Below are 23,641 nucleotides of genomic sequence, written 5' to 3' on the forward strand. Positions count from 1 at the left end.
GAGGCTGAACGATGTCGCGGCAAAGGCGTCTGGTGCAGACGGGGGTGATCCTGCTGCTATGCGCGATCGTTGTGATCGGCTGGGGTCTCGCGGCCTTCGAACGCGCGGTCGCGGCGCGTATCGCGGCCTTCGAGGCGCCGCGAACCGGAGTCGAGGTGGTCGATCGGAACGGCGCCCTGCTGCGCGCGTTTGCGAGCGACGACGGCCGGTGGCGGCTGGACGCCAGGGCCGACGATGTCGACCCACGCTATCTCGCGATGCTGCTCGCCTGGGAGGACAAGCGCTTCGCCGACCATGGCGGGGTCGATCCGCGTGCCTTCCTCCGGGCGGCGTGGGAGACGCTGATCCATCGCCACATCGTCTCGGGTGGCTCCACCCTGACCATGCAGGTCGCGCGGATGCTCGGCCGTTTGCCGACGGGAAGCCTCGCCGCCAAGGGCGAGCAGGTGCTCGTCGCGATCGCGCTGGAACGGACGTTGAGCAAGGCGGAAATCCTGTCGCTCTATCTGCAACTCGCGCCCTATGGCGGCAATCTGGAGGGCGTGCGGGCGGCGAGCCTTTCTTTCTTCGGCAAGGAACCGAAACGGCTGACGGCAGCGGAAGCTGCTCTGCTAGTGGCTCTGCCGCAATCGCCCGAGCGCTACCGGCCGGATCGTTATCCCGATCGCGCGAAAGCGGCTCGCGACCGTGTGCTGAATCGGATGGAGACGCTCGGGGTTCTCGACGCAAGGGAGACGGCCAGGGCAGAGCGCGAGGCGATGCCGGCCGGACGCCGTGCCCTGCCGATGCTCGCCGCGCACGCAGCGGTGCGTCTGCATGGGGAAGAGCCGGAGAGGCCGCGCATTCGACTGACCATCGACAAGGGCGTGCAGGAGCGGCTCGAAGCCTATGCGCGGGACAAGGCGAAGACGCTGAAAAAACCGGTCAGCCTTGCAATCCTCGTCTCCGATGCGGCGACGGGCGAGGTGCTGGCGCAGGTCGGCTCCCCCGATCTCTTCGACCGCGAGCGGCAGGGCTACGTCGATCTGACCCGGGCGCTCCGCTCGCCGGGCTCGACCTTGAAGCCATTGATCTACGGGCTCGCCTTCGAGCGCGGACTGGCCCATCCCGAGAGCCTCGTCGACGACTCGCCGGGCGGCTTCGCGGGCTATACGCCGCAGAATTTCGACCGTGTCTTCGAGGGGGTCATCACGGCGCGGCGGGCCCTGCAATTGTCGCGCAACCTGCCGGCGGTCGAACTGCTCAGCGCTGTCGGCCCGGCCCGGCTGCTGCATCGCATGAAACGGGCCGGCGCGCGGCCGGAACTCGGCGACCGCTCGCTGCCGGGCTTGGCCATCGGGCTCGGCGGGCTGGGGCTGACGCTGGAGGATCTGGTGCGGATCTACGGCGGCATCGCCAATGGCGGTGTGGCGATGCCCCTGCATATCGATCAGGACGTGGCGGTCGGGCAGGGCAAGCGCATCCTGTCGCCGCAGGCGGCCTGGTATGTAACCTCGATCCTTGCAGGTGCGACCACCACGACCAAAGGCTCGCTAGGCGATGTCGCCTACAAGACCGGTACGTCCTACGGCTACCGCGACGCCTGGACGGTCGGCTATGACGGGAAGCATGTGGTCGGGGTGTGGCTCGGGCGAGCGGACGGGGCGCCGGTGGCGGGACTGGTCGGCCAGGACAGCGCCGCGCCGGTGATGCGCGACGTCTTCGCCCGGTTCGGACCGGTGACCCGGCTTCCCGGTCCGCCGCCGGGCATCCTCGCCTCGGCCGGCGGCGGGCTGCCACCGCCGATGCGGCGGGTCGGACGCGCGGCCGAACTAACGCAAGCCGGGCTGCTGCCGGAGATCGTGTTTCCGCCCAACGCGGCGAAGGTCGAAATCGGCCTCGGTCAAGGGCAGGGCGCCGACCTGTTTCTGAAGGTGCGCAATGGCCGCCCGCCCTTCACCTGGTATGTGGACGGGCGCCCGGTCGTCCGCGACGCGCTTGAGCGCCAGTCGAACTGGCGGGCGAGCGAGCCCGGCTTTGTCGATATCGCGGTGGTGGACGCGGCGGGTGCCGCCGCGCGCAGCCAGGTGTTCGTGGAATAGGCCCGCTTCGCCGAAACCTCCGGCGCGGCGGGCTTTTTGCCTACCGCCGCAGCAGACGGATGGCCTCGCCGATGATGCCGCGCCGGAACAAGAGGACGCAGAGCACGAAGATGATGCCGATCAGGACGGTCACCGGGAAGTCGGAGGTGGCGAAGTAGTTCTGCATGGTGACGACGAGCGCCGCGCCGATTGTCGGTCCGAAGATCGTGCCCATGCCGCCGAGCAGCGTCATCAGCACAACCTCGCCGGACATCTGCCAGGCGACGTCGGTGAGCGTCGCGATCTGGAAGACGATGGCCTTGGTCGACCCGGCCAAGCCAGCGATCGCCGCCGACATGACGAAGGCGCCCAGCTTGTAGCGATCCACCCGATAGCCGAGGGAAATTGCCCGGTTCTCGTTTTCGCGGATCGCCTTGAGGATGTGGCCGAAGGGCGAGTGGACGATGCGCCAGACGGCGAAGAACCCGACCAGGAAAATCGCCAGCACGAAATAATAGATGTTCAGCGGGTCGTTGAGGTCGATCAGTCCGAGGAGATGGCCGCGCGGCACGCCCTGGATGCCGTCCTCGCCGTGGGTGAAGGGCGCCTGCAGGAAGATGAAGAAGATCATCTGCGACAACGCCAGCGTCACCATGGCGAAATAAATGCCCTGCCGGCGGATGGCGAGGAAGCCGACGATGAGGCCGATCACACCGGCGCCGACGGCGCCGAGCAAGATCGCCGACAGCGGTTCCCAGCCCCAGACTTTGGCGGCATGGGCGGTGAAATAGGCGGCGCCTCCGAAGAAGGCGGCGTGGCCGAAGGACAAGAGCCCGACATAGCCAAGCAGCAGGTTGAAGGCGGTGGCGAAGAGCGCGAAGCACAAAACGCTCATGAGGAAGACGGGATAGACGAAGAACGGCGCGGCAATCAGCCCGGCGAGCGCGATGAGCGCGACGATCAGGCCGACGGTCGACAGGTCGCGCTGTCCGGCCTGGCGCGCGGGAGACCCCTCGGCCGAGCCTTCGCCGTCGCGGATAGCGCCGGGTTCGATGCTGGTGACTTGCGGACTGGTCATATCAGGCTTCCTTCCCGAACAGCCCGGCGGGGCGGACCATCAGCACGATCGCCATGATGACGAAGACGACGATGTTCGAGGCCTCGGGATAAAAGACCTTGGTCAAGCCCTCGAGAATGCCGAGGAGATAACCCGAAACAATCGCCCCGAGGATCGACCCCATGCCGCCGATGACGACGACAGCGAAGACGATGATGATCAGGTTCGAGCCCATCAGCGGGCTGACCTGGTAGACCGGCGCTGCGAGGACACCGGCCAGACCGGCGAGGCCTGCCCCGAGGGCGTAGGTCAGCGTCAAGAGCAGCGGGACGTTGACGCCGAACGCCTGGACGAGTTGGGGGTTCTCCGTCGCAGCCCTCAGATAGGCGCCAAGCTTGGTCTTTTCGATCAACAGCCAGGTGGAGATGCAGATGACCAGCGAGGCGACGACGACGAAGCCGCGATAGTTCGGCAGGAACATGAAGCCGAGATTGGTGCCGCCGGACAGGAGCGCCGGCGTCGCATAGGGCTGGCCCGCCGCGCCGAAATAATAGCGGAAGGTGCCTTCGATGATCAGCGCGAGGCCGAAGGTGAAGAGCAGGCCGTAGAGATGGTCGAGATCATAAAGGCGCGACAGCATGGTGCGCTCGATAACGGCCGAGAGCATCGCGACGATCAGCGGCGCCAGGATCAACGCCGGCCAGAAGCCGAGGCCGGTGTAGAACAGGATCAGATAGGCGGTGAAGGCGCCGAGCATGTATTGGGCGCCATGGGCGAAGTTGATCACCCGCAGCAGTCCGAAAATGACCGCGAGCCCCAGGCTCAAGAGGGCGTAGAACGAGCCGTTGATGAAGCCGATCAGGAGTTGGCCGAGCAGCGCCGGGAGGGGAATGCCGAAGATCATGGTCATTTGGCGTTATACCCCCACCACTTCATGCAGCCTGTCCATTTTTGAATCGAGTTCCGACGTCGGGAAACTCTCGAGGATATGCCCGTCCTCCATCAGGAAGAAGCGGTCGGCGACCTTCCTGGCGAAGCGGAAATTCTGCTCGACCAGAAGCAGCGTCATGCCCTGCTTCTTCAGCTCCATCAAGACGTCGCCGATGCGCTGGATGATGACCGGCGCCAGACCCTCGGTCGGTTCGTCGAGAAGAATGATCCTCACCCCGGTGCGAAGAATGCGGGCGATGGCCAGCATCTGCTGCTCGCCTCCGGACAGCTTGGTGCCGGGGGAATTGCGCCGCTCTGCGAGATTGGGAAAGAGCTCGTAGATCTCTTCGACACTCATGCCGCCGTCCGCGACGCGCGGCGGAAGCATCAGATTCTCCGAGACCGATAGGGTCGCGAAAATACCGCGCTCCTCCGGGACGTAGCCGATGCCGGCATAGGCGGTCTTGTGAACCGGGACCTTCATCATGTCCTGGCCGGCGATGCGGATCGCGCCTTCGCGCTTCGGCAGGAGATTCATGATGGCGCGCAGCGTGGTGGTCTTGCCGGCGCCGTTGCGGCCGAGCAGCGTGATCGTCTCGCCTTCGTGGAGATCGAGAGAGACACCATGCAGGACATGGCTTTCACCGTACCAGCCGTGGAGGTTCTCGACCTCGAGCAGGGGGGAAGCGCCGGACGGCTCACTCATCTTCGGTTCCCATATAGGCTTCGCGCACGCGCGGGTCGGAGCTGACCGTCTCGTAGTCGCCCTCGGCGAGGATTTCGCCGCGCGCCAGCACCGTAACGTAATCGCAGAGGTCGGCCACGACGTTGAGATTGTGCTCGACCATCAAGACCGTGCGGTCCTTGGCGATCCGCCGGATCAGGTCGGAGATGCGGCCGATGTCCTCGACGCCCATGCCGGCCATAGGCTCGTCGAACAGAAGCACCGGCGGGTCGAGGGCAAGCGTGGTCGCGAGTTCGAGCGCGCGTTTGCGACCATAGGGGAGTTCCGCCGCGTCGAGCTCGGCATATTCGTCCAGGCCGACGGCCGCGATCAACTCGTAGGCGCGGTCGTTGAGCTGGTCGAGCGCGCTGTTGGAGCGCCAGAACTGGGTGCCGAGATGCGCCTTGCGCTGCAAAGCGACGCGGACGTTGTCGAGCACGGTCAGATGCGGGAACACCGCCGAGATCTGGAACGAGCGCACCAGCCCCAGCCGCGCGACATCGGCGGGTTTGAGGCCCGTAATATCCTTGCCGCGAAAGGTGATTTTTCCTTCGGTCGGCGTCAGGAACTTGGTCAGCAGGTTGAAGACGGTGGTCTTGCCGGCGCCATTGGGGCCGATCAGGGCGTGGATCGTATTTTCGCGGACGTCGAGATCGACGCCGTTCACGGCCTTGAAGCCGAAGAACTCCTTGGTGAGGCCGCGGGCGGAAAGAATCGCCTCCTGCGGGGAAACGCTCATCGGCGCATTCATCTCCTGTCGGGGGTCGGGGCCCTGGTGAGAGGGAGCCGGCGTTGCCGGACTCCCCGTCGACGAACTATTTGGCGGCGAAGGTCGCAAGGTCGCAGCCGCTATCCTCGACCGTTCCAAAGGCAACGTCTCCCGGCACGGTCGCAATTTCCTTGTACAGATCCCAAGGGCCGGTTGATTCATCCTGCGTCTTCACCTGGAAGAGGTACATGTCGTAGACCATGCGGCCGTTGGCGAGCACCTTGCCCTTTTTGGCGAACAGATCCTCGACCGGCATCTCGTGAAGTTTCTTCGCCACCGCCTCGGTCTCGTCGGTGCCGGCTTCCTTGACGGCCTTCAGATATTGCAGAACGGCCGAGTAGGTGCCGACATGGATCATGTTCGGCATCTTGCCGAATTTGTCCATGTAGCGCTTGGCAAAGGCGCGGTTCTCTTCACTCTGGTCCCAATACCATCCTTCGGTGAGGTTGAGGCCCTGGGCCGCCTCGCCGCCCAGTCCATGGACCTCGGACAGGGTGATCAGAAGCGCGGCGAGCTTCTGCCCGGCCTGGACGAGACCGAACTCCGTCGCCGCCTTGACCGCGTTCGCCGTGTCGAGTCCGGCATTGGCGAGTCCGATGACCTTGGCACCGGAACTCTGCGCCTGCAGCATGAAGGAGGAGAAGTCAGTGGTCGACAAGGGATGGCGGATATCGCCGAGGACCTTGCCGCCATTCGCCTCGATGACCTTGGTGGCCTCACCCTGCAGTGAATCGCCGAAGGTGTAATCGGCGGTGACGAAGAACCAGGTGTCGTCGCCGCCCCTGACCAGGGAGCCGGCCGTGCCTTGCGACAAGGCGCGGGTGTTGTATGCCCAGTGAAAACCGTAGGGACTACACTGTCCGCCGGTGATCTCGGTGGAGCCGCCACCGGTGGTGATGGTGATCTTCTTCTTCTCGCGCGACAGACCCTGGACGGCGAGCGCGACCGAGGATGTCGTCAGGTCCATGATGGCATCGACGTTCTGCACGTCATACCATTCGCGGGCGATGTTCGATCCGACATCCGCCTTGTTCTGGTGATCGGCCGAAATGAGTTCGATCGGCTTGCCGAGGACGGTGTCGCCGAAATCCTCGATGGCGAGCTCAGCCGCGACTACGGAGCCCTGGCCCGCTGTGTCGGCATAAACGCCCGACATATCATTGAGGATGCCGATCTTGACGGCGTCATCCGACACGTCTTGGGCTGTTGCCGGCCATGCGACAGCCGCAGCGAGGCTGGCGGCGAATGCTGTCGCGACGGGGCGCTTGGTCGTCATGGATCGGTCCTCCCAGTGAGCAAAAGCCCGGCCGTCGCCTCCCCGGCACGGCCGATGCGCATGTGCCATTGGACCGGTCGATGCGCCGGACTTCAAGCCCAAACTTTGCCTATTTCACATAGATCTGGGCAGTCGCGGCGCCCAAGCCGGCGCGGTCGGGAAGCAAAGCGCCGAAGCCTTGCCTCGCCGGCCGCGCCAAATGCGTCAGTTTTTGAAGCTGGCGACGTCGCAGCCGGAGTCTTCGACCGACAAGAAGGCTTCGCTACCGGGGACCGTGGAGATTTCCTTGTAGTAGTCCCACTCGCCCTTGGAATCGGCCGGTGCCTTTACCTCGAAGAGGAACATGTCATAGACCATCCGGCCATTCTCCTGCACCTTGCCGGACTTGGCGAAGACGTCTTCGACCGGCATCTCGTGCAGCTTGGCGGACACCGCGTCGGTGGCGTCGGTGCCGGCGGCCTCGACGGCCTTGAGGTACTGGGTGACGGCCGAATAGGTGCCGGCATGAATCATGTTCGGCCGGCTACCCGTCCGCTTCATCAGGCGGTCGGCGAATTCGCGGTTCTCGTCGCTCTGATCCCAATACCAACCTTCGGTGAGGTTCAGCCCTTGCGCCGCCTCGAGCCCGAGGCCGTTGACCTCAGCCAGGGTGAACAGCAGGCCGGCGAGCTTCTGACCAGCCTGAACGATGCCGAATTCAGCTGCGCCCTTGATCGCGCTGGCCGTATCGAGGCCGGCGTTGGCGAGACCGATCACCTTGGCGCCGGAACTCTGCGCCTGCAGGAGGAAGGAGGAGAAGTCGGTCGTGCCGAGCGGATGGCGAACCGCGCCGAGGACTTCACCGCCGTTTTCCTTGACGAAATTGCCGGTCTGCTCTTCCAGCGAATAGCCGAAGGCATAGTCGGCGGTAAGGAAGAACCAGCTGTCGCCGCCGGCCTTCACCAGCGCGCCGCCGGTGCCGACGGCCAGAGCGTGGGTGTCGTAGACCCAATGGAAGCCATAGGGGCTGCACTGCTTGCCGGTCAGTTCCGTGGTCGCGGCGCCGGTCACGATGGTGATCTTCTGCTTTTCGCGCGACAGGCCCTGGACCGCGAGGGCGACGGACGATGTCGTCAGCTCCATGATGGCGTCGACATTCTGCACGTCGTACCATTCGCGCGCGATGTTGGAGGCGATATCGGCCTTATTCTGATGGTCGGCCGAGATGAGTTCGACCGGCTTGCCGAGAACCTCGCCACCAAAATCCTCGATCGCCATCTTCGCCGCCTCGACCGACGATTGGCCGCCGAAATCGGCATAAACGCCGGACTGGTCGTTGAGGATGCCGATCTTGACGACATCGTTCGAGATTTCCTGCGCGCCAACGGTGGCCGGCAGAAGCGCGGCGGACGCGACGGAGCCGGCGAGTAGCAATTTCATCATACGCATTTCGGTAATCCTCCCATACAAACGCAAACGACCAGGCCAGCCGGCATTGGAGCCGGAAGCAATAACCTGACCTTGCGGTTGGATGTGGTTGTGAAGCAGCGACGGGAGCCCTGTCAAGAAATGCAGGCGGCAGTCATCTAAGCCGTTCGTCGTAGATCGAGACCGTGCTGGGCGTCGGAATTACCGCGTCGGCGGGCCGTTCGGCTGACGGGCGACGGCGCGACGAAAGCGCTGGTTTTTCGAGCGGCCGGAGCCCGGTGCCGTCTCGCGCAGCTGCCAGGATCGCCCGCCCTCTAGCCACCGGGCAAGGCGCATGACCGCAATGTGCCGGTTGATGTCGTAGCGGGGGTCGTGGCGTCGGGCGAGACGCGCCAGCAGGCCGAGCTCTCCGCGAACCCCAGCGCGCAAGGTGTCCGCTTCCACTGCCGGTATACTGGCGGCGTCGTCCTTGGCCACGGCATCCGACCGCGTCCGATGCTCCAGGCCGAACCGGCGCAGCAGCATCGCGAGTTCAAGCCGGGAGAGGTCGCGCTGTGCCTCGCGCCGCCGTGCCTCGGCATGGCTCCGGGCAGCTCCTTCGAGCGCGGCCGTGAGAGGGGAAAGGTCGAGATGCCTGGTCATGCGGACGCTCCGGTGAGTAATCCGCAAAGAGTCCCGCAACTGGTGGGCGCGGGGATAAAATCCTCTCTTTTGTAGCCGAATAAGGACTGTGACCCCCAATATCCTGTGCGTTTCTGCCAGAATCGCTGAGTGAAATAGGAATTATTTCCCCTTTTGGCAGTGGTGGCCTATAGACGGATTGTCGCCGCTAACAGGAGGTCAAACGCGATGCCGTCCTTTTCCGCAGACCGGGTTTCCACCCGACCGTTGCACCTACCTCCTGTCGCCCGCGTCGATGCGGGGCAGGGGGAAGCCGAGGCAGGCCGCGTTACCGGGATCGATCACCAGGCGGTTTCGCGCACCTGCTGGTTGGCAAGGGAAATCGCCGGCGCCTTCTTCGCCATCCCCGTCCGGGAGATCGAACGGCCCGGCCGGGCGATCGCCAGCGTATGCGAGGCCCGGCACGTCGCCATGTATCTGGCCCATGTCGCCTTCCAGATTCCCTTGTCCGCGATAGCCGAGGGGTTCGGACGCGACCGCACGACGATTGCCTATGCCATTCGCCGCATCGAGGATCGACGCGACGATCAGGCGTTCGATTCCGCTGTCGAGCGCTTGGAAGGCCTGGCACACGCGGTCCGCGCGGCGCTCGAAACATGCGATCAGCGATGTGTGCGGGGAGATGCCTGATGGCGGCCTTTGCAGGCTACAATCCAAACGAGTCCCCTTTGGCGCGGCTGACCCAGCGACGCGGCAAGGGCGGCGAGCCGTTCCTGGCCGAGGCGGAAGCGCTGGCAGGGGAACGGCTGCGGGTCGATTTTACGCGTGGTCAGTTGATGCCCGGGACCACGCAACGTTGGGACGGCCAGCCCCGCGAAAAGGGGAGCCGGCGCGGTGCGGGCGACTTGTCGGATTCGGCGATCGACGCGCGGCAACGGGTTGATGCCGCGATCAAGGCCGTCGGGCCCGAACTCGCGGGCGTTCTCCTCGACATCTGCTGCTTCCTGAAGGGACTGGAAACCGTCGAGCGGGAACGGCAATGGCCAGCGCGCTCCGCCAAACTGCTGCTGAAAGCCGGCCTCGGTGTTCTGGCTCGCCATTACGGGCTGGCCGGGAGCGCCACGTCCCGTTCTTCGCGCATCCGGCAGTGGGGAACGGAGGATTACCGGCCGACAATCAGCGGCCGGTGAATATCCGGCGCCGGGCGCAACGAATGGCGGCGAGGCTCAGGCGGCGGCGAGAGCCTGCCGCGCATCGTCCTTGATCCGCGCAACCATCGAACGGAGGCCGTTGGAGCGCTGCGGTGTCAGATGGTCCTGCAATCCCAGTCGCGCAAAGGTCGCCTCGGCGTCGGCCTCCAGAATCTCGGGCGCGGTACGACCGGAGAAAAGCGCGAGGGCGATGGCGACAAGACCGCGAACGATATGGGCGTCGGATTCACCGAGGAACGACAGACGGGGCGGGCTGGCATCGTCGGTTTGAGTGGTCAGCCAGACCTGACTGACGCAGCCGCGAACCTTGTTGGCCTCGTTGAGTTCAGCCTCCGGCATCGCCGGCAGCGAACGCCCGAGCTCGATCAGATAGCGGTACCGGTCTTCCCAATCGTCGAGGAACTCGAAATCAGCGGTGATGTCTTCGATCGTCGGCATTCTTTCTCCCGAGCGGCCCTCGATCACGATGACATAGGATCGATTCGATCCGATGTCATGACGATGATCGATTCCAGTCAGTCAGCGCGAAATGCAAGCGGGAAACCGGTTCCCACATTTCCTCATTCCGCGAGAGGTACCGTTCGTGTCGGACGGCACGCTGGATATAAGGCTATGGGAGGTCGATGTCAGGTGCGGGGCGCCGAACGTGGGATCGGCAGACGCGCCAGGGCGCCATGTCCGGGAATCTCGGCGGATGGAAGCAAGACATGCCGCGCATTCGCCGGGTCATCGAGGCGGGGCATGCCGACAGGCTGGCTCGCTTCCGTTGCGCGGGACGATGCGAGCGACAGGGCGCGGTCGACCGCGCCGGTGACGATCGCGTCCGGATATCGTGAGAGCGGGGAAGCTGCCGAATTCCCGGAGGCGGGACTGCCATCTCGCTCTGCCTCGACGAAATTATAGGCGAGGGCAATTCCGTCTCCGATCCGCTCGCCGGCAAAACGGGCCAGATTGCCGCCCGCATCGCATGCCGCCGGTGCCCGGTCGCAAAAGTTGGACAAGTCAGCGATCGCCGCCTGGGCGCCGACAAAAGTGGAAAAGACGTCGACCTGATTTCGGCCGGCATCGTCGCCCTGGCCGTCGCCCGGAAGAAGCATCGCCACGATGCCGAGAAAGAACGCTGATTTCAGAATGAACCGGATCATCAAATTGCCTCTGGACGCTTGCCGGTGAGGGCTGGATATTTAGGCCCGGTCGGTTGCGTTTCGTGAAGGCATAATGCCGACGGGGGACAAAGGCTGCGTTGAAACTGCGAGACATGTTTGATTCAAATTTTACGGATTGCGGATCCCGCGGCTTGTCCACAGCTTCTTTCGAGGGATGCTCGCCCTACGATCGCGGCTGTTTCGCGTGAGGGCGACGGTTCTGTCGCGAAGCATTAACCATAACGGCAATCATCAAGGTCCGAATCTGCCTTTGGCCCGGTAATCCTGGCCGCAGGCGGCGTCGGCGGCGGCATGGTTTATGGCTTCCTTAAACGGTGGTCCGCATTATCGCGATCAAGCCACTGGGTCCGGCATTTTCACAATGGTGGACCCACGAGGCAAGGCGAATGCGAGTGCGTGTATGACAGAGGCGTCGAACAACGGTCGGGCAGTGGCGGCGCCGGCCGGCGCCATGTCGCAGCTTCGCGAACGGTTGGACGAGCTCGTTGCGGCCAAGGTCCTTGTTCCAAGCGAGCGCCGCCTCCAGGGACGAGCGATCGGTGCGCTCATTGTCGCCGGTCTCCTCATGGCGATGGCTTCGCCAGTGCTCGCCGTGCTTCAGGCCGGTGCTCTCGCCGCCGCGACTCCGATGATCATCGCGAGCCTGACTCTGGCTGCCGCGGCCTATCTCTCGGCAACCGGCGCGCTGGATCATGTGGCCTGGCTCGTCGGCACACTTCTTTCCATAACACTCGGGCTGATCGCCTACGCGGTCGAAGCCCCGCTCGCGGCCTGGCTTCTGGTGCTGGCGATCGCGCCGGGGGAGGCGGCTATCGCGGGACGGCGCAAGCTGGCTCTTGGTCTCGCCGGCTCGGCGGCGACCGTTGCCGGCTCGGCGGTGATGCTTGCGGAAAGCGCATCGACGATCCAGCCTGCGGACCTCGCGTCGGCCGTGCTGTTACTCGCCTATGTCGCGACAGTGGCCCGCAGGAGCGCGAAGCGCCCTGCACAGGAGGGACATCCGGCGGGGACATCGGTTCATCCGATGGCCGATGCCGCCGAGCTATTCGGCGCGGCGATGGTGAGCCTCGACGTCGAGGGAAGGATCGTCTTTGCCTCGAAGGGCGCGCGTACGCTGTTTTCGGAAAATGGCGGGAGTATCGAGGGGCTGCGGCTCCTCGACAGCGTGCTGGTGGCCGATCGTATCGCCTTTTTGAAGGCGATGGCCGACGCCAAGACGGACGGCCGCGGCTCTCGCGTCGAAGGGCGGCTTCGCCGCCCGGACGGACAATATGTCCCGGCCGTCATGCGGTTCCTAGTCGCCACGGCGGCCGATGATCGGGCGGCTCTGGTCCACATCGCCATGACGCTCGCCGTCGAAGAAGGCAAGGTGGCACAGGGGCTGCAGGTGGCGCTCGATGCCGCGCACCAATCATCTGCCGCCAAGAGCCAGTTCCTGGCAGCCGTCAGCCACGAGCTCCGCACCCCCCTCAACGCCATTATCGGTTTCTCCGATATTCTGGATCAAGAATTCTTCGGCGGGTTCGAGAGCGAACGGCAGAAGGAATATGTCGGCCTCATCCGCCAATCGGGCCAGCATCTGCTGTCGGTCGTGAACTCACTGCTCGACGTCTCCAAGATCGAGGCCGGTCGATACGAGCTGACGCCCGAGCCGTTTTCAATGGACGAAGCGGTCATCACCGCCGCCGGCGTCGTGCGCGAGGAAGTACGACGCAAGGGCCTGCGACTGGACGTGCGTTCCAGCTGCCAGGGCGAGACGATCATCGCCGACCAGCGTGCCTGTCACCAAATACTTCTGAACCTCTTGTCGAACGCGGTGAAGTTCACGGATTCGGGCGTTATCACGCTCGAAAGCCAGATCGATGCCGGAGCGATCGAGCTTTCGGTGAGCGATACCGGCATCGGGATCGCCGAAGCGGATATAGAGCGGCTAGGCCGACCCTTTACCCAGCTGTCTTCCGGGCCAGCGCGTCGCTATCAAGGCACGGGGCTCGGGCTTTCCCTGGTGAAAGGCTTGGCGGAATTGCATGGTGGCGCCATGACCATTCGCAGTCAGCCAGGGATCGGCACGATGGTGACCGTGCGGCTGCCGACCGACTGCACTCGACGAACAGACAAGTCACAGTCTCTCAAGGAAAATATTGTAGCACTCAGTGATGCCCGTACAAAAACGACACCCCAACCGAAAACCCCCGCGACGCGGCGCACGGCCTAGCTTCGGCGGTCGACTTCTGTCGTTCGGAAAACGCGGCGTGATGGCGGCGGCTGCCGGCGTCTGGCGGCGTCCGGCGTTATCTGCCGGGCTGACGGCCTTCGGCGTGTTGTTCGCAGGAATGGCCGGCAATGCGATCTATGGCCAGGCTGGGCCGCACCCCAGCCCGATCCTGGCCACGCGGGGCGGGGCCGAGGGTATAGAGCGCCCGCGCCTGGCGAACACGCACGGATTGATGCCGGTTCCGCTCGTTCGGGAGGTTCAGGCCGGACTTACTGCAATCGGTCACTACCGTGCGCCCGTCGACGGAAAGCCTGGCCCCGCGACGGAAGCCGCGATCCGCGACTTTCAGAAGGCGCATGGGCTGACAGCCGACGGGGCGGCAACGCCGCTGCTGCTCGCGCAGATCAGACAGGCTTCGGCGGATGCGCCCAACCCCTCGCGGCGACCGGACGAATTCGCCAGCCTCGACGAACGGATGGGCGGCAGCTCCGGCATGGCCGACGGTTCAGCGGAAATTCCGGAGGGATTGGCTGAATCCGGACTTGCCGCGCTCGACCAGGACGAACTCGTGCGCCGTATCCAGGCCGGCCTGACGGCGGCACAGGTCGCCGAACTCTCGTCTGACGGAATTCCCGGTGAGCGGACGCGGGCCGCCATCCGTACCTTCGAGGCCCTGGAGGGGCTGGAGATTACCGGCTCGCCGGATGCTCGGATTCTCGAGCGTCTGATCGAGATTGGCGCAGTCGATTGAGGTCCGTGCCGTAGCGATGCGCATAACCAGCGAACTCTTTGTGGCGCAACTCGTCCGCCGCCTGTTCGCCGCTGGCGGATTTGCCGTCGTGGCTCGTAAGGGGGCCGATTCGGCCGGCGCGATCTACGTGGTGACGCGGAATCGCGCCGGGGAGGTCCAGCTTTTCGGGCCGGCGGTTCAAAGCCTCAACGACGACAGCGGCCTGCGGCAATTCATGCCGGAACCGGTCGATGACGAGGCCGCGCTTGAAGCGCGTTTTGCGCGTGAGGCCAGATTCGACCCGGATTTCTGGGTGGTCGAAATCGAAACGGACGACGCGCCGACCTTTCTCCAGATCGTCGAAGGCTGACCCGTATCGACGGGCGTGCCTGTCGCTGACGGCAAATGGCCAGCGCGGAATCACGGCGGGAAGATCGTCAGTCGTCAGGCGTCAGCGTTTGGTGCCGAGTTGCTCGGTTCTGGACGGTAGCACGCGACGGCGGCCGAAGGCGGGGCGAGGGGCCGAGGCTTCAATTCTCGGTTCAAGGTCCGTGTATTGGCGCTGGTGGGTGGGTGGCTTGCGTGCGGGGGGCGCGGAGGAAAGTCCGAAGCGGCCGCGACACGCATCGACGTCGAGGTCTCGATAGGCGGACTTCATCGCGGTGAAGGCGGCAATGTCCAGGCCGACCCGCGGTTTCAGCAGCATGATGATCGTCAAAGCGTCAGCGGGACCCACGCTGATCGCCTTCAAAGCCGCAGCGAGGATCTCGCCGGTCGGATCGTCGATGATCTCCTGCATGCGAGACGCCGTGAGTGTCAGCATGTGCGCGAGACCGTCATAGGCCAATTGCTTGCATCCGGACCGTCCCATTTCGACGACGCCGCCGACCGTTGTCGGGGCGCTGGCCCCGGGCTTGGCGAGATGCTTTCCGGGTTCAGCCAAGCGAAGCAGGGTGGCGCGCGCCGCGCTGACATTCGCTGGCTCGCCCGTGTGCGATTTGGGCGCGACGTTCTCGTCGGCGGCGACGACGTCTGCCGCTTTCTTTTTCGCCGCGCCCAAGGGGGCGATCGTGCGAGCAGGCACGGCGGCCGGGACTGCTGCCTCGGCAAGCTGTGAGAGCGTCGCTTGTTCGGCCGCTCGCCGACGGTCCAGGATACGTTGCAGCTTCGGGCTGGACCTTTTGGCGAGCGTCTCGATATCGTCAGCCGTCAGGCAGGGGCTCGCCAAGAGGAATGGCGCCGCAGTGACGATGGGGGCGGCGATGAGTTTTTCGACGATGCATCGCGGAACCCGCGGGGACTGGGAGAGTGCTGCCGCGAGGGCGCGTTTCGTCTTGGTACCGATCTTGTCCCAGGCCGGGGCGACGAGCCGACCGAATTCGTGCGCCTGCCGCTCGCTCGGATTGCGATGGGCGGCAAAGCTTGCGACGGCGGCAGCCACGATCGTGTCGAAACCGCCTTGGCCGGCCTCCTTTTCGAGTGATCGAAAAATGCTCGGCACGACGTCCTTCATGGGACTCCTGGATGGTTGATCAATGGTTTCCTCGCCGCGAAGAATTACGCAAGATTTCTTAGCAAGCTGTTAACCCTCCTGGGGTCTGCTCTCGCAAGGAGGCCGGCGAGCAACGCGCCGGTGCCGATCAAGTCGGCCAGCCAGAAGGGAAGCGGACCGTGACAGTCGTTCTGAAATTTGTGCCCCGTGGCCCGGCCCCGGCACGCCGGCGAAACGAAATCCGCTCGCGTGAATCAAAGGACGAGATCATCCTTTTGCCCTGTATTCGTCGTGAATCGCTCGACGCGGCAAGACATCGCTTCGACCGGCACGTCACGAGACCGTGATAAGAAGCGATCGGCATGACGATCGCTTGAGGAGGGCGGTCGGGGTCAGCTGTCGCGATTGTCCGGGCGGCTCGCCACCGCCGGTTCGATTGGCTCACATCGCAGTGAATTGACGAAGGCTCTGGCAGAGGGGCGTTTGCTTTCCTCATCGACCAGGACGCGAATGGTCATGTAGCCTTCGCTCAGGTCGAGTTCCACCGGGATCGTGGTCTCCTCGGTGTCCGGGCCAAGATCGGCATTGAACTCGACGATCTGTTCCTTGCTTCCGACGAGAAGATTGAACATGCCGTCAACGGCCGACCGGTCGTTGATGCTGTAGAGATTGTCGCCGCGCCTGTCGTAGATCGAGGCCGACCAGAAGGGGCTCTCGTCATAGTTGGCAAGGATGCGAACCGGCCCTTTCGCGATCGAGAAGCGGCAACTCGCAGTGACGAATGCGGGGTCGACAAAGGCGAAATCCTGCCGGTCGGACCCCAGCATGGGCGCGATCACGTCCGATCCGGCGCTGCGTAAGGGCTCGACGCTGACGATATCGTAAATTTGCCCAAGGTTGGAGAAACGTGCCCATGCATTGTTTCCCGCTACCTGCGGCATGGCGAAAATCACGGCAATGTGGACGATGACCGCGCCCACCAGGCCGATCGCGACAGCAAGAAGCAGCTTACCCATCGAAGCAGGTCTCCAATTCGATATCGGGCAAGGAAAGACTGTCGACGCCGCTGGATGCGCTGGCGGGAGTGTCATACAGCGCCAGTGCAAGGACGAGCGGTCCTTGGCCGGACGTGGCGAGCCAGTTGCCGGCTCTGGCCATAGGGCCGATCGCGACCATGAAGGAATTGTCCTCGGCCCGCATGAGATTGTGCGAGGTCAGCCAGCCAGCCCTGCCGGTGCCGGGCTGGATCAGCCGGCCCTCCGGCGTATACGGGGAGAGTGTCCAGATCCGGGTGGGCGGAGTTTGTCCGGCAATCCTATATTGGCATTGGCGGCGCAGCGGTCGATCCGCACCGTCTCGGTCAGCGGTGAACAAGATGCCTTCGCCAATGCCAAGCGTCAGATTGCCTACCCGCGCCAAACGCGCCTTGGAATAGGGGTCGGCGTCGGGAGAGCCGGCAAATGGATTGGCCGCCCAAGGGCCTACCGTCACGGTGCCGATCTCCGCCGATTCATCCAACGCCCAGTTCGCCGACCAGCCACCGAGGCCGAGCGCGATGGCCAGGGCAATCAGGACGAGGAGGGTGTAACGCATAAGCCAATTATCCGGTCCGATAGATCACGATGAAACAGGACCGAGTCGATCCGATTTCATGAAGGCGATCAATTCCAGTCAGTGAGCGCAGAATGCGGGCGGAAAACCGGTTCCCACTTTTCCTCATTCGGCGCGAGGTCTGAAGCTCCTGGAAGCTTATTGCCGCGCCGGGGCCGCATCGGCCGCCGATCGCGCCGCTGCCAGTTGATCGGGCTCAAGCGGCGGCAAGGTTTCGAGTCGCTCGGCAATGTCGGCCAGGACATCCTCCGCGGCTTTCCTGAGCGTCTGTGGGCCGCGGGCAGCGGGCGCGTCGCCATCGGCCGCGGCAACCTCGCGCTTTTCGTCCGGGAAGGGGTTGTCGATGAACGGGATTGGCTTCAATTCGATATTCTGGTGGGCCGCCTCCATGAAGCGTTGCCAAGTCATTGCGGGTAGCGAGCCGCCCGTCAAATTGTTGGTCGGCTTGAAGCTGTCGTTGCCGAACCAGACGGCAGCACTGAAATTACCGGTGTAGCCGACGAACCAGCCGTCCCGATAACTCTGCGTCGTACCGGTCTTGCCGCCCACACGGGTCATCGAAAGCTGTGCCCGCCTCGCCGTGCCGCGCTCGGTGACGCCGACCAGCATTTCGTTCATCGACTTGGTTGCTTCCTCGCTGAGCACACGGCGACGCGGCGGCAGATCATTCCGCACGTCCCAGAGCGTCTTCCCCGACGCATCCGAAAGCTGCGTGATCGCGTGACGTCGGGTCTCCATGCCGCCATTGACGAAGACACCGTAGGCTGTGGCCTGGTCGAGGACCGTCACTTCGCTCGTCCCGAGCGCCATCGTCTTGTCGCCACGCAGAGGGGATTCCACACCCATCGCCTTCGCTGTGGCGGTCACGGCGTCCATGCCGACTTTCTGGCTGAGCTTGACGGCCGGCACGTTCAGTGAGCGCGCGAGTGCATTGGCCAGCGTCACCCGGCCGGCAAACGACCGGCCGTAGTTTTGCGGTGACCAATTGCCGATGGTGACGGGGCTGTCGACGATAGTATCTTCCGGCTTCATTCCGGCCTGCATCGCCGCGGCATAGATGAAAGCCTTGAACGAGGAACCCGGCTGCCGCAGCGCCCTCGTCGCGCGGTTGAACTGCGAGATTCCGTAGTCTCTTCCGCCGACCACGGCGCGCACGCCGCCATCGTCACCAAGCACCACCATCGCGGCTTCCTCGACGGCGTATTTCGTGCCGAACTGCCGCAGGTGGTATTCGACTGCCTCGTCCGCGAGTTGCTGAAGCCTCAGGTCGATCGTGGCGCGGGCGATAAAATTGCGCTGCTTCAGGCCGCTGTCACGGGCGATCTGCTGGACCTCCTCGAAGGCATAATCGAGGAAGTAGTCGGGCGACTGCGTCACCGAACGGTCAACGGAGATGGCTGGTTGCCGACGAGCGGCCACGACCTGACCCTCGGTGACAAAGTTGGCCTGGACCATATTGGTCAGCACCTCGTTCGCACGAGCGCGGGCCGCCGGCAGATTGATGTGAGGAGCGTATTTGGCGGGAGCCTTGAAGAGACCCGCAAGCATCGCGGCCTCGGCCATCGAGACGTCGCGGATGTTCTTGTCGAAATAGAATTCGGCTGCCGCGGCCGCGCCGAAGCTGCCGCCGCCCATATAGGCGCGGTCGAGATACATCGCGAGAATTTCGCGTTTGGTCAGGTGGGATTCCAGCCAGAGGGAGATGAACGCCTCCTTGATCTTGCGATCCAGGGTCCGCTCATTCGACAGGAACAGGTTCTTGGCCAATTGCTGGGTGAGGGTGGAGCCGCCCTGCACAACGCCGCCGGCGCGTGCGTTTTCCGACAGAGCCCGACCGAGACCGAACAGGTCGATTCCCCAATGCTCAAAGAATCGCCGATCTTCGGTCGCTAGCACCGCCTTGACGAACGAATCGGGCAATTCATCGATCGGCACCTCCGCTGACCTAAGCACGCCGCGTCGCCCGATCTCATCCCCGTGACGATCCAGGAACAGCACCGAGAAGTCGGTTTCTTGCGGCAGTCCCTTGGCGGTGACCTTCATCGCCGGTTGCGCGAGCGCCAAAAGCAGGACGAAACCCGCCAGGCCGAGGGTCATTCCTTCTCCGGCGACCTCGAAAACGAACCGGTTGAAGCCGCGCGCCCGGAACTTGCGTGAGACGATTGTGACGTTTTCCCACCACGCGGCGAAGGCGCGGAAAAATCGCCACAGGCTGGAGTCGATCCAGGCATCGATCTCGATCAATCGCGACGGCTGCCGGCGCCGGGGAGTTCTGTTCGAGGAGTTCTGCAACTTCAACCTGTCACTGTTGGCGGGGGCCAGCGGCCCGTCGCAGCGACGACAAAGCGTGCCGCCCGCGAACCCCGGTTACCAACGTCCCTTTAGAAAACCCTGTCATTCCCATATACCTAGGCCACATGAAAAAGTCGCGAGAAAGGTCAGACATTTCGCCCATGCGTGATTTCGGCAACAAGCCTTTTTGGCGTGAGAAACCGCTTGAGGCGATGAGCTCGCAGGAGTGGGAATCGCTGTGCGACGGCTGCGGACGCTGCTGCCTGAACAAGCTGGAAGACTGGGATACCGGCGAGATCGCGTGGACGAATGTGAGTTGTCAGCTGCTCGACGGACACGCATGCCGGTGCCGCGATTATGAGAACCGGCAAGCCACCGTGCCCGATTGCGTCGCGCTCGATGTGGAAAAGGTGCGTGAGCTGACCTGGCTGCCTCCGACCTGCGCCTATCGCCTGGTGGGCGAGGGGCGCGATCTCTACTGGTGGCATCATCTGTTATCCGGCGATCGAGAGACCGTGCATGAAGCCGGCATATCGGTGCGCGACCGTACGGTCAGCGAAGTGGGGATCGAACTGGAGGACTACGAAGAGTACGTGGCGGAATGGCCCGGGACGAACCCGATGGACGATGCGGCTTGAACAGGTTCGATCGGAAATATGAAAATATTCCCAATTATATACGTGACAAAAGTGATTGATTCGGATATTCAGAACGGTGACAGGCCGGCAGACGAAACTGAAGTTGAGATCACGCCTGAGATGGTGGTGGCGGGAGTCTCAGAGTTGAGAGAGTTTCACTTCGGGCAAAAGGAAGGTGAGATCGTCGCCGCAGTCTACCTCGCAATGGAGATTGAGCGCCGCGCTCACGATAATTCACCAGCCTTCTCTACCAGCCTTTCCAGATAGGCGAGATAGAGTTCTGCAACGGCTAAAGGGTCATCGCTCGCGAGCGGCTTGCCAAGGTGCTCCGTAGGCGGGGGGTAAGTGTTCTTGAACCTGTCATCCCGCGCCGGGAGGAGTTTAGGGCCTCCGGGTGTTCTCGTGATGGTAGGGGGCTTCCCGTCAGATGGCCGCCAAGCCCGCCCGACGATTTCTTTCTCAGGGTTTTTCAAAAAGGCGGTGTCCAGCGTGAATTTATCGAAGTAGACATCTTCCCCTGGCCCCCCAATTCCTAGACTGGGGTGCTGATATTCGGCGGTTGGCTCAACCGCGTGCTCTTCAACGTTCCTAGCTTGGTGCATATACTGGAGCAGGGGGTCGTTGCGGCCTTCTCGCTTTACACCGCCATACCACTGGCGGCCCTGAGGTGTGGTGTCGGCCCCTGCGTCAAGAATGTTTAAAACTCCGCCGGAGTGAATGAGGAATTCCGACCAGTGGCTGGCGAACTGCTCAAAATCGGAGGCGCTGCGGCATCCCTGAAGTGAGCGCTTCACTTTGGAGAGCCGGTCGTGGCACTTTGGCAAAGCGGCGGAATTGAAGGGGCGACTCATGTCAGGCTCTGAGAAGGACGATATTGAAGAGACTAAGCGCATCATGGAGCGCTTGATAAACACCCCACCAAATCCGGGGCGCAAGCCTCGCGATAGCGAGACCTCACAAAATAAGAAACCGGGCGGCCGTCCTGCGAAGAAAGACCGCCCGGAAGCGCAGTAGCCTAAGCTACCTTACTTTTTGATGGTCTCAACGACGTGCGTGTTGGGCTTGCCTTTCGCGGTTTTCACCGACGTAAAGCGGCCCGACACGGCGCTTCGACCGATTTTGGCGGACTTTGCCATTCCAATCACCTCCTTTCCCGGGCAGTGGCCCGCTCTGAGAGGCGTGGACGGGTGGTGGGCAATCGAATCGCTAATCCGCCGCTGAGTATTGTGAGCGGCGGACGCATATCTGTCTAGGTCTGCTTCTTTCGCTTGCGAAGTAGCAGGCGTGCCTTTTGCTTAAGCGTGCGCGGCTTCACCAATCCGCCGATAGGTGAGGCGCTTGCCTTCGATGCCGCGCATGATGTCGTCGGCACGGTCGGCGTCATTGAAGCCCAGCTTGGTGCGGCGATTATAACGGAAGTCGAATTCTGCCAGATAGCGGTGAAGGTGAGCTTCGCCGCAATGCTGATAAACGCCGATCATGCCACGCTTGAAAACGGAGAAGACGCCTTCGATGGTGTTGGTGTGGACGGTGATCTCGCCCTCCTTGCGAGCGTACTCTTTGGCCGAATGTTTCACGGTGCGGTGGGTGGCGTACTCGGTCCCGGTCTCAGTGTAGAGACGCGACTCGTCGGTGTAGAGCGTGGTGTCACGGGAGACGTTGCGGACGAGGATTTCGCGCACGGTGTCCTTGGTGGCGTTGTTGATGTGGAACATGCGGGCTCTGCCCTCGCGCTCGACGAGGCCAACCACGACGCGCTTATGCGCGCCGCCGGCCTTGCCTGACTTCGTGGGCTTCCAGTTCTTGCGGGCGCGAGGGCGGGCATAGACGCGCGGCGTCTCGCGCTTGCCGATGTATGTTTCATCGGCTTCAACCGTCTTGCCGTTGCCACCCATCGGAGCGGTTTCGAAGGAGCCTTCTTTCATGGCCTCGCGAATGCGGTGGCACATGAACCATGCGGTTTTGTAGGTCACGCCCAACATGCGGTGGATCTGGTGCGCGGACATGCCCTTCTTGGACGACGCAAGAAGGTGAACCGCCAGCCACCACTTGGACAGGGGAACCTTGGAGCGCTCGAAGACGGTGCCGACCGTGACGGTGAACTGGCCACGGCATTCGTTGCAGTAGCGCAGGCCGGGGCGATGCGAGTGCTTCTTGCCCTCGACAAGCGCGATGCGGGTTTTGTCGCAGTTGCCACAATGTGGGCAGATCGGGCCGTTCGGCCAACGCACGCGCTCCAATTCCTCGCGGGCTGCGGTGTCGTCGTTGAAGATCGGGTTTTGCAGGTCGGCCATCGGTGTATCTCCTTGATTTCAATATCGGCTCAAGGGCTACTTTTGTCAAGTATATAATTGGGAAATATTCCTTGACACCGTCACGGTGGTTTGCTAGCTTTCACATACAGTCGAGAAATTGCGGGCGGCGGGGTCTTCACCCCAGCCGCCTTTTCTGTGGGGTATCCTTGATATCCTGCCGAATATCCCGGTAGATGAGAGGGAAGCGGAACATGGTGAAGCTGCCATCGGATCGGCTCTTGGCTCTCCTGACGCGTGAGATCGACGTCTTCGAAATCGCGATAAAGGAATATAAACCGGTCAAAGCGACGCCTGGCCGGTCCGCAGTAGGGCGGCCGAGGGTGGCAGCCGGCGCAGGGACAGACAGGACGCGAGAATTCGTGGCGGCCAAGGAGCGCATCGACCTCCTCGTCCTGATGACCCGCACATTGGAAAAGCTTCTGGAACTGCGACGGCTCGAAATGCTCGCCGCCCAAGGCGGTGACGAGGACGAGGCCGAGACGGCGCGGCTTCGCGAGGAGTTGTTGAACCGGCTGCGCAGCCTCGATGCGCGGCGGCGGGCTGGACCGGCGCTGTTCGACACCGCTACGGGCGCGTTCGCCGGCGACGCCGCGACGCCGCCGAGCGACGGGGCGGCCCCAACGCCGGAGAAGCGGGGCACCGATGAACCGGCCGGCGTGCCGGCAGGGGCCTGATGACGGACGCTGCGGAGCGGGAAGGGAAGATAGAGGGCGGACAAAAGGACGCCCGACCTTTGTCGGACACCGAATTCTGGGACCAGACCGGCGATACCCTTGAGCAAACTCCGGCATCCGCGCTTCGGGCGGCGATGCCGATGTGGCCGTCCTATGCAAGGCCAGCTCAATTGCCGCCGCCCGGCGCGTGGCGGCAATGGCTGCTGATCGGCGGCCGGGGATCCGGCAAGACCCGAGCTGGTGCGGAATGGGTGCGGGCGATGGCGGCGGGCGATGGGCTATTCGCCACCCGGCCGCATGGCCGGATCGCACTGATCGCCGAAACGCTCGGTGATGCGCGCGAGGTGATGGTCGACGGCGAAAGCGGGCTAGAGCGTCAGGCGATTAATCTGCAACATAGCCAGCGGCCTTGAGGTAGTTCCAACATTCTTCGGGCTCGAACAGGTCGCAGAT

Annotated in this window: 23 protein-coding genes and 1 pseudogene; 9 read left to right on the forward strand and 15 right to left on the reverse strand. The window is 63.5% G+C overall.

Features of this window, described 5'->3' with window-relative positions:
* The first annotated feature begins 11 nt into the window (after positions 1-11).
* Positions 12-2,081, forward strand: coding sequence for a penicillin-binding protein 1C (pbpC, locus tag VQ044_RS02725; protein WP_327648165.1), 2,070 nt, complete (start codon positions 12-14; stop codon positions 2,079-2,081).
* Between the two features lie 40 nt (positions 2,082-2,121).
* Here pbpC and VQ044_RS02730 read toward each other — a convergent pair whose 3' ends face one another.
* From VQ044_RS02730 to VQ044_RS02760, 7 genes are all read right to left on the reverse strand, one after another.
* Positions 2,122-3,138, reverse strand: a complete 1,017-nt coding sequence (locus tag VQ044_RS02730) for a branched-chain amino acid ABC transporter permease (protein WP_327648166.1) — start codon at positions 3,136-3,138, stop codon at positions 2,122-2,124.
* 1 nt (position 3,139) lies between these two features.
* Positions 3,140-4,027, reverse strand: a complete 888-nt coding sequence (locus tag VQ044_RS02735) for a branched-chain amino acid ABC transporter permease (RefSeq protein WP_327648168.1) — start codon at positions 4,025-4,027, stop codon at positions 3,140-3,142.
* A gap of 6 nt (positions 4,028-4,033) precedes the next feature.
* Entirely contained in the window at positions 4,034-4,753 is a 720-nt protein-coding gene (locus VQ044_RS02740; RefSeq protein ID WP_327623562.1) for an ABC transporter ATP-binding protein, read from the reverse strand.
* Positions 4,746-5,522 (reverse strand): ABC transporter ATP-binding protein, encoded by a 777-nt coding sequence (locus VQ044_RS02745; protein WP_442872841.1) that lies wholly within the window; start codon positions 5,520-5,522, stop codon positions 4,746-4,748. The genes VQ044_RS02740 and VQ044_RS02745 overlap by 8 nt, the downstream gene beginning before the upstream one ends.
* Before the next feature lie 64 nt (positions 5,523-5,586).
* Complete coding sequence (locus VQ044_RS02750; protein WP_327648172.1) at positions 5,587-6,816, reverse strand: ABC transporter substrate-binding protein; 1,230 nt, start codon at positions 6,814-6,816, stop codon at positions 5,587-5,589.
* Positions 6,817-7,020: 204 nt separating this feature from the next.
* Positions 7,021-8,235 (reverse strand): ABC transporter substrate-binding protein, encoded by a 1,215-nt coding sequence (locus VQ044_RS02755; protein WP_327648188.1) that lies wholly within the window; start codon positions 8,233-8,235, stop codon positions 7,021-7,023.
* A gap of 189 nt (positions 8,236-8,424) precedes the next feature.
* Positions 8,425-8,865 carry a hypothetical protein gene (locus tag VQ044_RS02760; RefSeq protein ID WP_327648173.1) on the reverse strand — a complete coding sequence of 147 codons (441 nt, stop codon included), beginning with the start codon at positions 8,863-8,865 and terminating at the stop codon, positions 8,425-8,427.
* A 207-nt stretch (positions 8,866-9,072) separates the two neighbouring features.
* Here VQ044_RS02760 and VQ044_RS02765 point away from each other — a divergent pair, with 207 nt between their 5' ends.
* The gene (locus VQ044_RS02765; RefSeq protein WP_327648174.1) at positions 9,073-9,534 is read left to right on the forward strand and encodes a helix-turn-helix domain-containing protein; all 462 of its coding nucleotides are present in this window, start codon (positions 9,073-9,075) and stop codon (positions 9,532-9,534) included.
* Positions 9,534-10,034 (forward strand): DUF6456 domain-containing protein, encoded by a 501-nt coding sequence (locus tag VQ044_RS02770; RefSeq protein ID WP_327648176.1) that lies wholly within the window; start codon positions 9,534-9,536, stop codon positions 10,032-10,034. Before VQ044_RS02765 ends, VQ044_RS02770 begins: the two co-directional genes overlap by 1 nt.
* Before the next feature lie 36 nt (positions 10,035-10,070).
* Here VQ044_RS02770 and VQ044_RS02775 read toward each other — a convergent pair whose 3' ends face one another.
* The gene (locus VQ044_RS02775; RefSeq protein ID WP_327625151.1) at positions 10,071-10,493 is read right to left on the reverse strand and encodes a SufE family protein; all 423 of its coding nucleotides are present in this window, start codon (positions 10,491-10,493) and stop codon (positions 10,071-10,073) included.
* 188 nt (positions 10,494-10,681) lie between these two features.
* Complete coding sequence (locus VQ044_RS02780) at positions 10,682-11,200, reverse strand: DUF5330 domain-containing protein (protein WP_327648177.1); 519 nt, start codon at positions 11,198-11,200, stop codon at positions 10,682-10,684.
* Positions 11,201-11,621: 421 nt separating this feature from the next.
* Between VQ044_RS02780 and VQ044_RS02785 the strand changes: the two genes are divergently transcribed.
* The 3 genes from VQ044_RS02785 to VQ044_RS02795 are packed head-to-tail and all read left to right on the forward strand — an operon-like array spanning position 11,622 to position 14,536.
* Complete coding sequence (locus VQ044_RS02785; protein ID WP_327625149.1) at positions 11,622-13,436, forward strand: sensor histidine kinase; 1,815 nt, start codon at positions 11,622-11,624, stop codon at positions 13,434-13,436.
* A 40-nt stretch (positions 13,437-13,476) separates the two neighbouring features.
* The gene (locus tag VQ044_RS02790; protein ID WP_327625148.1) at positions 13,477-14,187 is read left to right on the forward strand and encodes a peptidoglycan-binding domain-containing protein; all 711 of its coding nucleotides are present in this window, start codon (positions 13,477-13,479) and stop codon (positions 14,185-14,187) included.
* A gap of 16 nt (positions 14,188-14,203) precedes the next feature.
* Positions 14,204-14,536: a DUF1491 family protein gene (locus VQ044_RS02795; RefSeq protein WP_327648181.1), complete on the forward strand. Its 333-nt coding sequence runs from the start codon at positions 14,204-14,206 to the stop codon at positions 14,534-14,536.
* Between the two features lie 81 nt (positions 14,537-14,617).
* Here the strand turns inward: VQ044_RS02795 and VQ044_RS02800 are convergent, their stop codons facing one another.
* The 4 genes from VQ044_RS02800 to VQ044_RS02815 all read right to left on the reverse strand — a co-directional run bounded on the left by VQ044_RS02800 (position 14,618) and on the right by VQ044_RS02815 (position 19,561).
* Complete coding sequence (locus VQ044_RS02800; RefSeq protein WP_327648182.1) at positions 14,618-15,679, reverse strand: hypothetical protein; 1,062 nt, start codon at positions 15,677-15,679, stop codon at positions 14,618-14,620.
* A gap of 371 nt (positions 15,680-16,050) precedes the next feature.
* On the reverse strand, positions 16,051-16,674 hold the full coding sequence (locus VQ044_RS02805) for a DUF1254 domain-containing protein (protein WP_327648184.1): 624 nt from the start codon (positions 16,672-16,674) through the stop codon (positions 16,051-16,053).
* Complete coding sequence (locus VQ044_RS02810) at positions 16,667-17,251, reverse strand: DUF1214 domain-containing protein (protein WP_327625144.1); 585 nt, start codon at positions 17,249-17,251, stop codon at positions 16,667-16,669. The genes VQ044_RS02805 and VQ044_RS02810 overlap by 8 nt, the downstream gene beginning before the upstream one ends.
* 156 nt (positions 17,252-17,407) lie before the next feature.
* Positions 17,408-19,561 carry a transglycosylase domain-containing protein gene (locus tag VQ044_RS02815; RefSeq protein ID WP_327625143.1) on the reverse strand — a complete coding sequence of 718 codons (2,154 nt, stop codon included), beginning with the start codon at positions 19,559-19,561 and terminating at the stop codon, positions 17,408-17,410.
* A 161-nt stretch (positions 19,562-19,722) separates the two neighbouring features.
* Between VQ044_RS02815 and VQ044_RS02820 the strand changes: the two genes are divergently transcribed.
* Positions 19,723-20,199, forward strand: coding sequence for a YcgN family cysteine cluster protein (locus VQ044_RS02820; protein WP_327625142.1), 477 nt, complete (start codon positions 19,723-19,725; stop codon positions 20,197-20,199).
* A 224-nt stretch (positions 20,200-20,423) separates the two neighbouring features.
* Here VQ044_RS02820 and VQ044_RS02825 read toward each other — a convergent pair whose 3' ends face one another.
* Both VQ044_RS02825 and VQ044_RS02830 read right to left on the reverse strand, forming a co-directional pair.
* Entirely contained in the window at positions 20,424-21,050 is a 627-nt protein-coding gene (locus VQ044_RS02825; protein WP_327648186.1) for a hypothetical protein, read from the reverse strand.
* A 444-nt stretch (positions 21,051-21,494) separates the two neighbouring features.
* On the reverse strand, positions 21,495-22,493 hold the full coding sequence (locus tag VQ044_RS02830) for an IS1595 family transposase (protein ID WP_327648187.1): 999 nt from the start codon (positions 22,491-22,493) through the stop codon (positions 21,495-21,497).
* 212 nt (positions 22,494-22,705) lie between these two features.
* Between VQ044_RS02830 and VQ044_RS02835 the strand changes: the two genes are divergently transcribed.
* Both VQ044_RS02835 and VQ044_RS02840 read left to right on the forward strand, forming a co-directional pair.
* Positions 22,706-23,188: a hypothetical protein gene (locus tag VQ044_RS02835; protein WP_327625141.1), complete on the forward strand. Its 483-nt coding sequence runs from the start codon at positions 22,706-22,708 to the stop codon at positions 23,186-23,188.
* 134 nt (positions 23,189-23,322) lie between these two features.
* A pseudogene (locus VQ044_RS02840) lies at positions 23,323-23,559 on the forward strand (terminase large subunit domain-containing protein); the annotation flags it as partial.
* Between the last annotated feature and the right edge of the window lie 82 nt (positions 23,560-23,641).

Origin of the sequence: Aurantimonas sp. C2-5-R2, assembly GCF_036549495.1 — a bacterium.
GTDB classification, from domain to species: domain Bacteria; phylum Pseudomonadota; class Alphaproteobacteria; order Rhizobiales; family Rhizobiaceae; genus Aurantimonas; species Aurantimonas coralicida_A.

What these genes read in the sequence shown, in the direction of transcription:
- pbpC (WP_327648165.1), top strand. Translation starts at nt 12, where the DNA reads ATGTCGCGGCAAAGGCGTCTGGTGCAGACGGGGGTGATCCTGCTGCTA.
- VQ044_RS02730 (WP_327648166.1), bottom strand. Translation starts at nt 3,138, where the DNA reads ATGACCAGTCCGCAAGTCACCAGCATCGAACCCGGCGCTATCCGCGAC.
- VQ044_RS02735 (WP_327648168.1), bottom strand. Translation starts at nt 4,027, where the DNA reads ATGACCATGATCTTCGGCATTCCCCTCCCGGCGCTGCTCGGCCAACTC.
- VQ044_RS02740 (WP_327623562.1), bottom strand. Translation starts at nt 4,753, where the DNA reads ATGAGTGAGCCGTCCGGCGCTTCCCCCCTGCTCGAGGTCGAGAACCTC.
- VQ044_RS02745 (WP_442872841.1), bottom strand. Translation starts at nt 5,522, where the DNA reads ATGAATGCGCCGATGAGCGTTTCCCCGCAGGAGGCGATTCTTTCCGCC.
- VQ044_RS02750 (WP_327648172.1), bottom strand. Translation starts at nt 6,816, where the DNA reads ATGACGACCAAGCGCCCCGTCGCGACAGCATTCGCCGCCAGCCTCGCT.
- VQ044_RS02755 (WP_327648188.1), bottom strand. Translation starts at nt 8,235, where the DNA reads ATGAAATTGCTACTCGCCGGCTCCGTCGCGTCCGCCGCGCTTCTGCCG.
- VQ044_RS02760 (WP_327648173.1), bottom strand. Translation starts at nt 8,865, where the DNA reads ATGACCAGGCATCTCGACCTTTCCCCTCTCACGGCCGCGCTCGAAGGA.
- VQ044_RS02765 (WP_327648174.1), top strand. Translation starts at nt 9,073, where the DNA reads ATGCCGTCCTTTTCCGCAGACCGGGTTTCCACCCGACCGTTGCACCTA.
- VQ044_RS02770 (WP_327648176.1), top strand. Translation starts at nt 9,534, where the DNA reads ATGGCGGCCTTTGCAGGCTACAATCCAAACGAGTCCCCTTTGGCGCGG.
- VQ044_RS02775 (WP_327625151.1), bottom strand. Translation starts at nt 10,493, where the DNA reads ATGCCGACGATCGAAGACATCACCGCTGATTTCGAGTTCCTCGACGAT.
- VQ044_RS02780 (WP_327648177.1), bottom strand. Translation starts at nt 11,200, where the DNA reads ATGATCCGGTTCATTCTGAAATCAGCGTTCTTTCTCGGCATCGTGGCG.
- VQ044_RS02785 (WP_327625149.1), top strand. Translation starts at nt 11,622, where the DNA reads ATGACAGAGGCGTCGAACAACGGTCGGGCAGTGGCGGCGCCGGCCGGC.
- VQ044_RS02790 (WP_327625148.1), top strand. Translation starts at nt 13,477, where the DNA reads ATGGCGGCGGCTGCCGGCGTCTGGCGGCGTCCGGCGTTATCTGCCGGG.
- VQ044_RS02795 (WP_327648181.1), top strand. Translation starts at nt 14,204, where the DNA reads ATGCGCATAACCAGCGAACTCTTTGTGGCGCAACTCGTCCGCCGCCTG.
- VQ044_RS02800 (WP_327648182.1), bottom strand. Translation starts at nt 15,679, where the DNA reads ATGAAGGACGTCGTGCCGAGCATTTTTCGATCACTCGAAAAGGAGGCC.
- VQ044_RS02805 (WP_327648184.1), bottom strand. Translation starts at nt 16,674, where the DNA reads ATGGGTAAGCTGCTTCTTGCTGTCGCGATCGGCCTGGTGGGCGCGGTC.
- VQ044_RS02810 (WP_327625144.1), bottom strand. Translation starts at nt 17,251, where the DNA reads ATGCGTTACACCCTCCTCGTCCTGATTGCCCTGGCCATCGCGCTCGGC.
- VQ044_RS02820 (WP_327625142.1), top strand. Translation starts at nt 19,723, where the DNA reads ATGCGTGATTTCGGCAACAAGCCTTTTTGGCGTGAGAAACCGCTTGAG.
- VQ044_RS02825 (WP_327648186.1), bottom strand. Translation starts at nt 21,050, where the DNA reads ATGAGTCGCCCCTTCAATTCCGCCGCTTTGCCAAAGTGCCACGACCGG.
- VQ044_RS02830 (WP_327648187.1), bottom strand. Translation starts at nt 22,493, where the DNA reads ATGGCCGACCTGCAAAACCCGATCTTCAACGACGACACCGCAGCCCGC.
- VQ044_RS02835 (WP_327625141.1), top strand. Translation starts at nt 22,706, where the DNA reads ATGGTGAAGCTGCCATCGGATCGGCTCTTGGCTCTCCTGACGCGTGAG.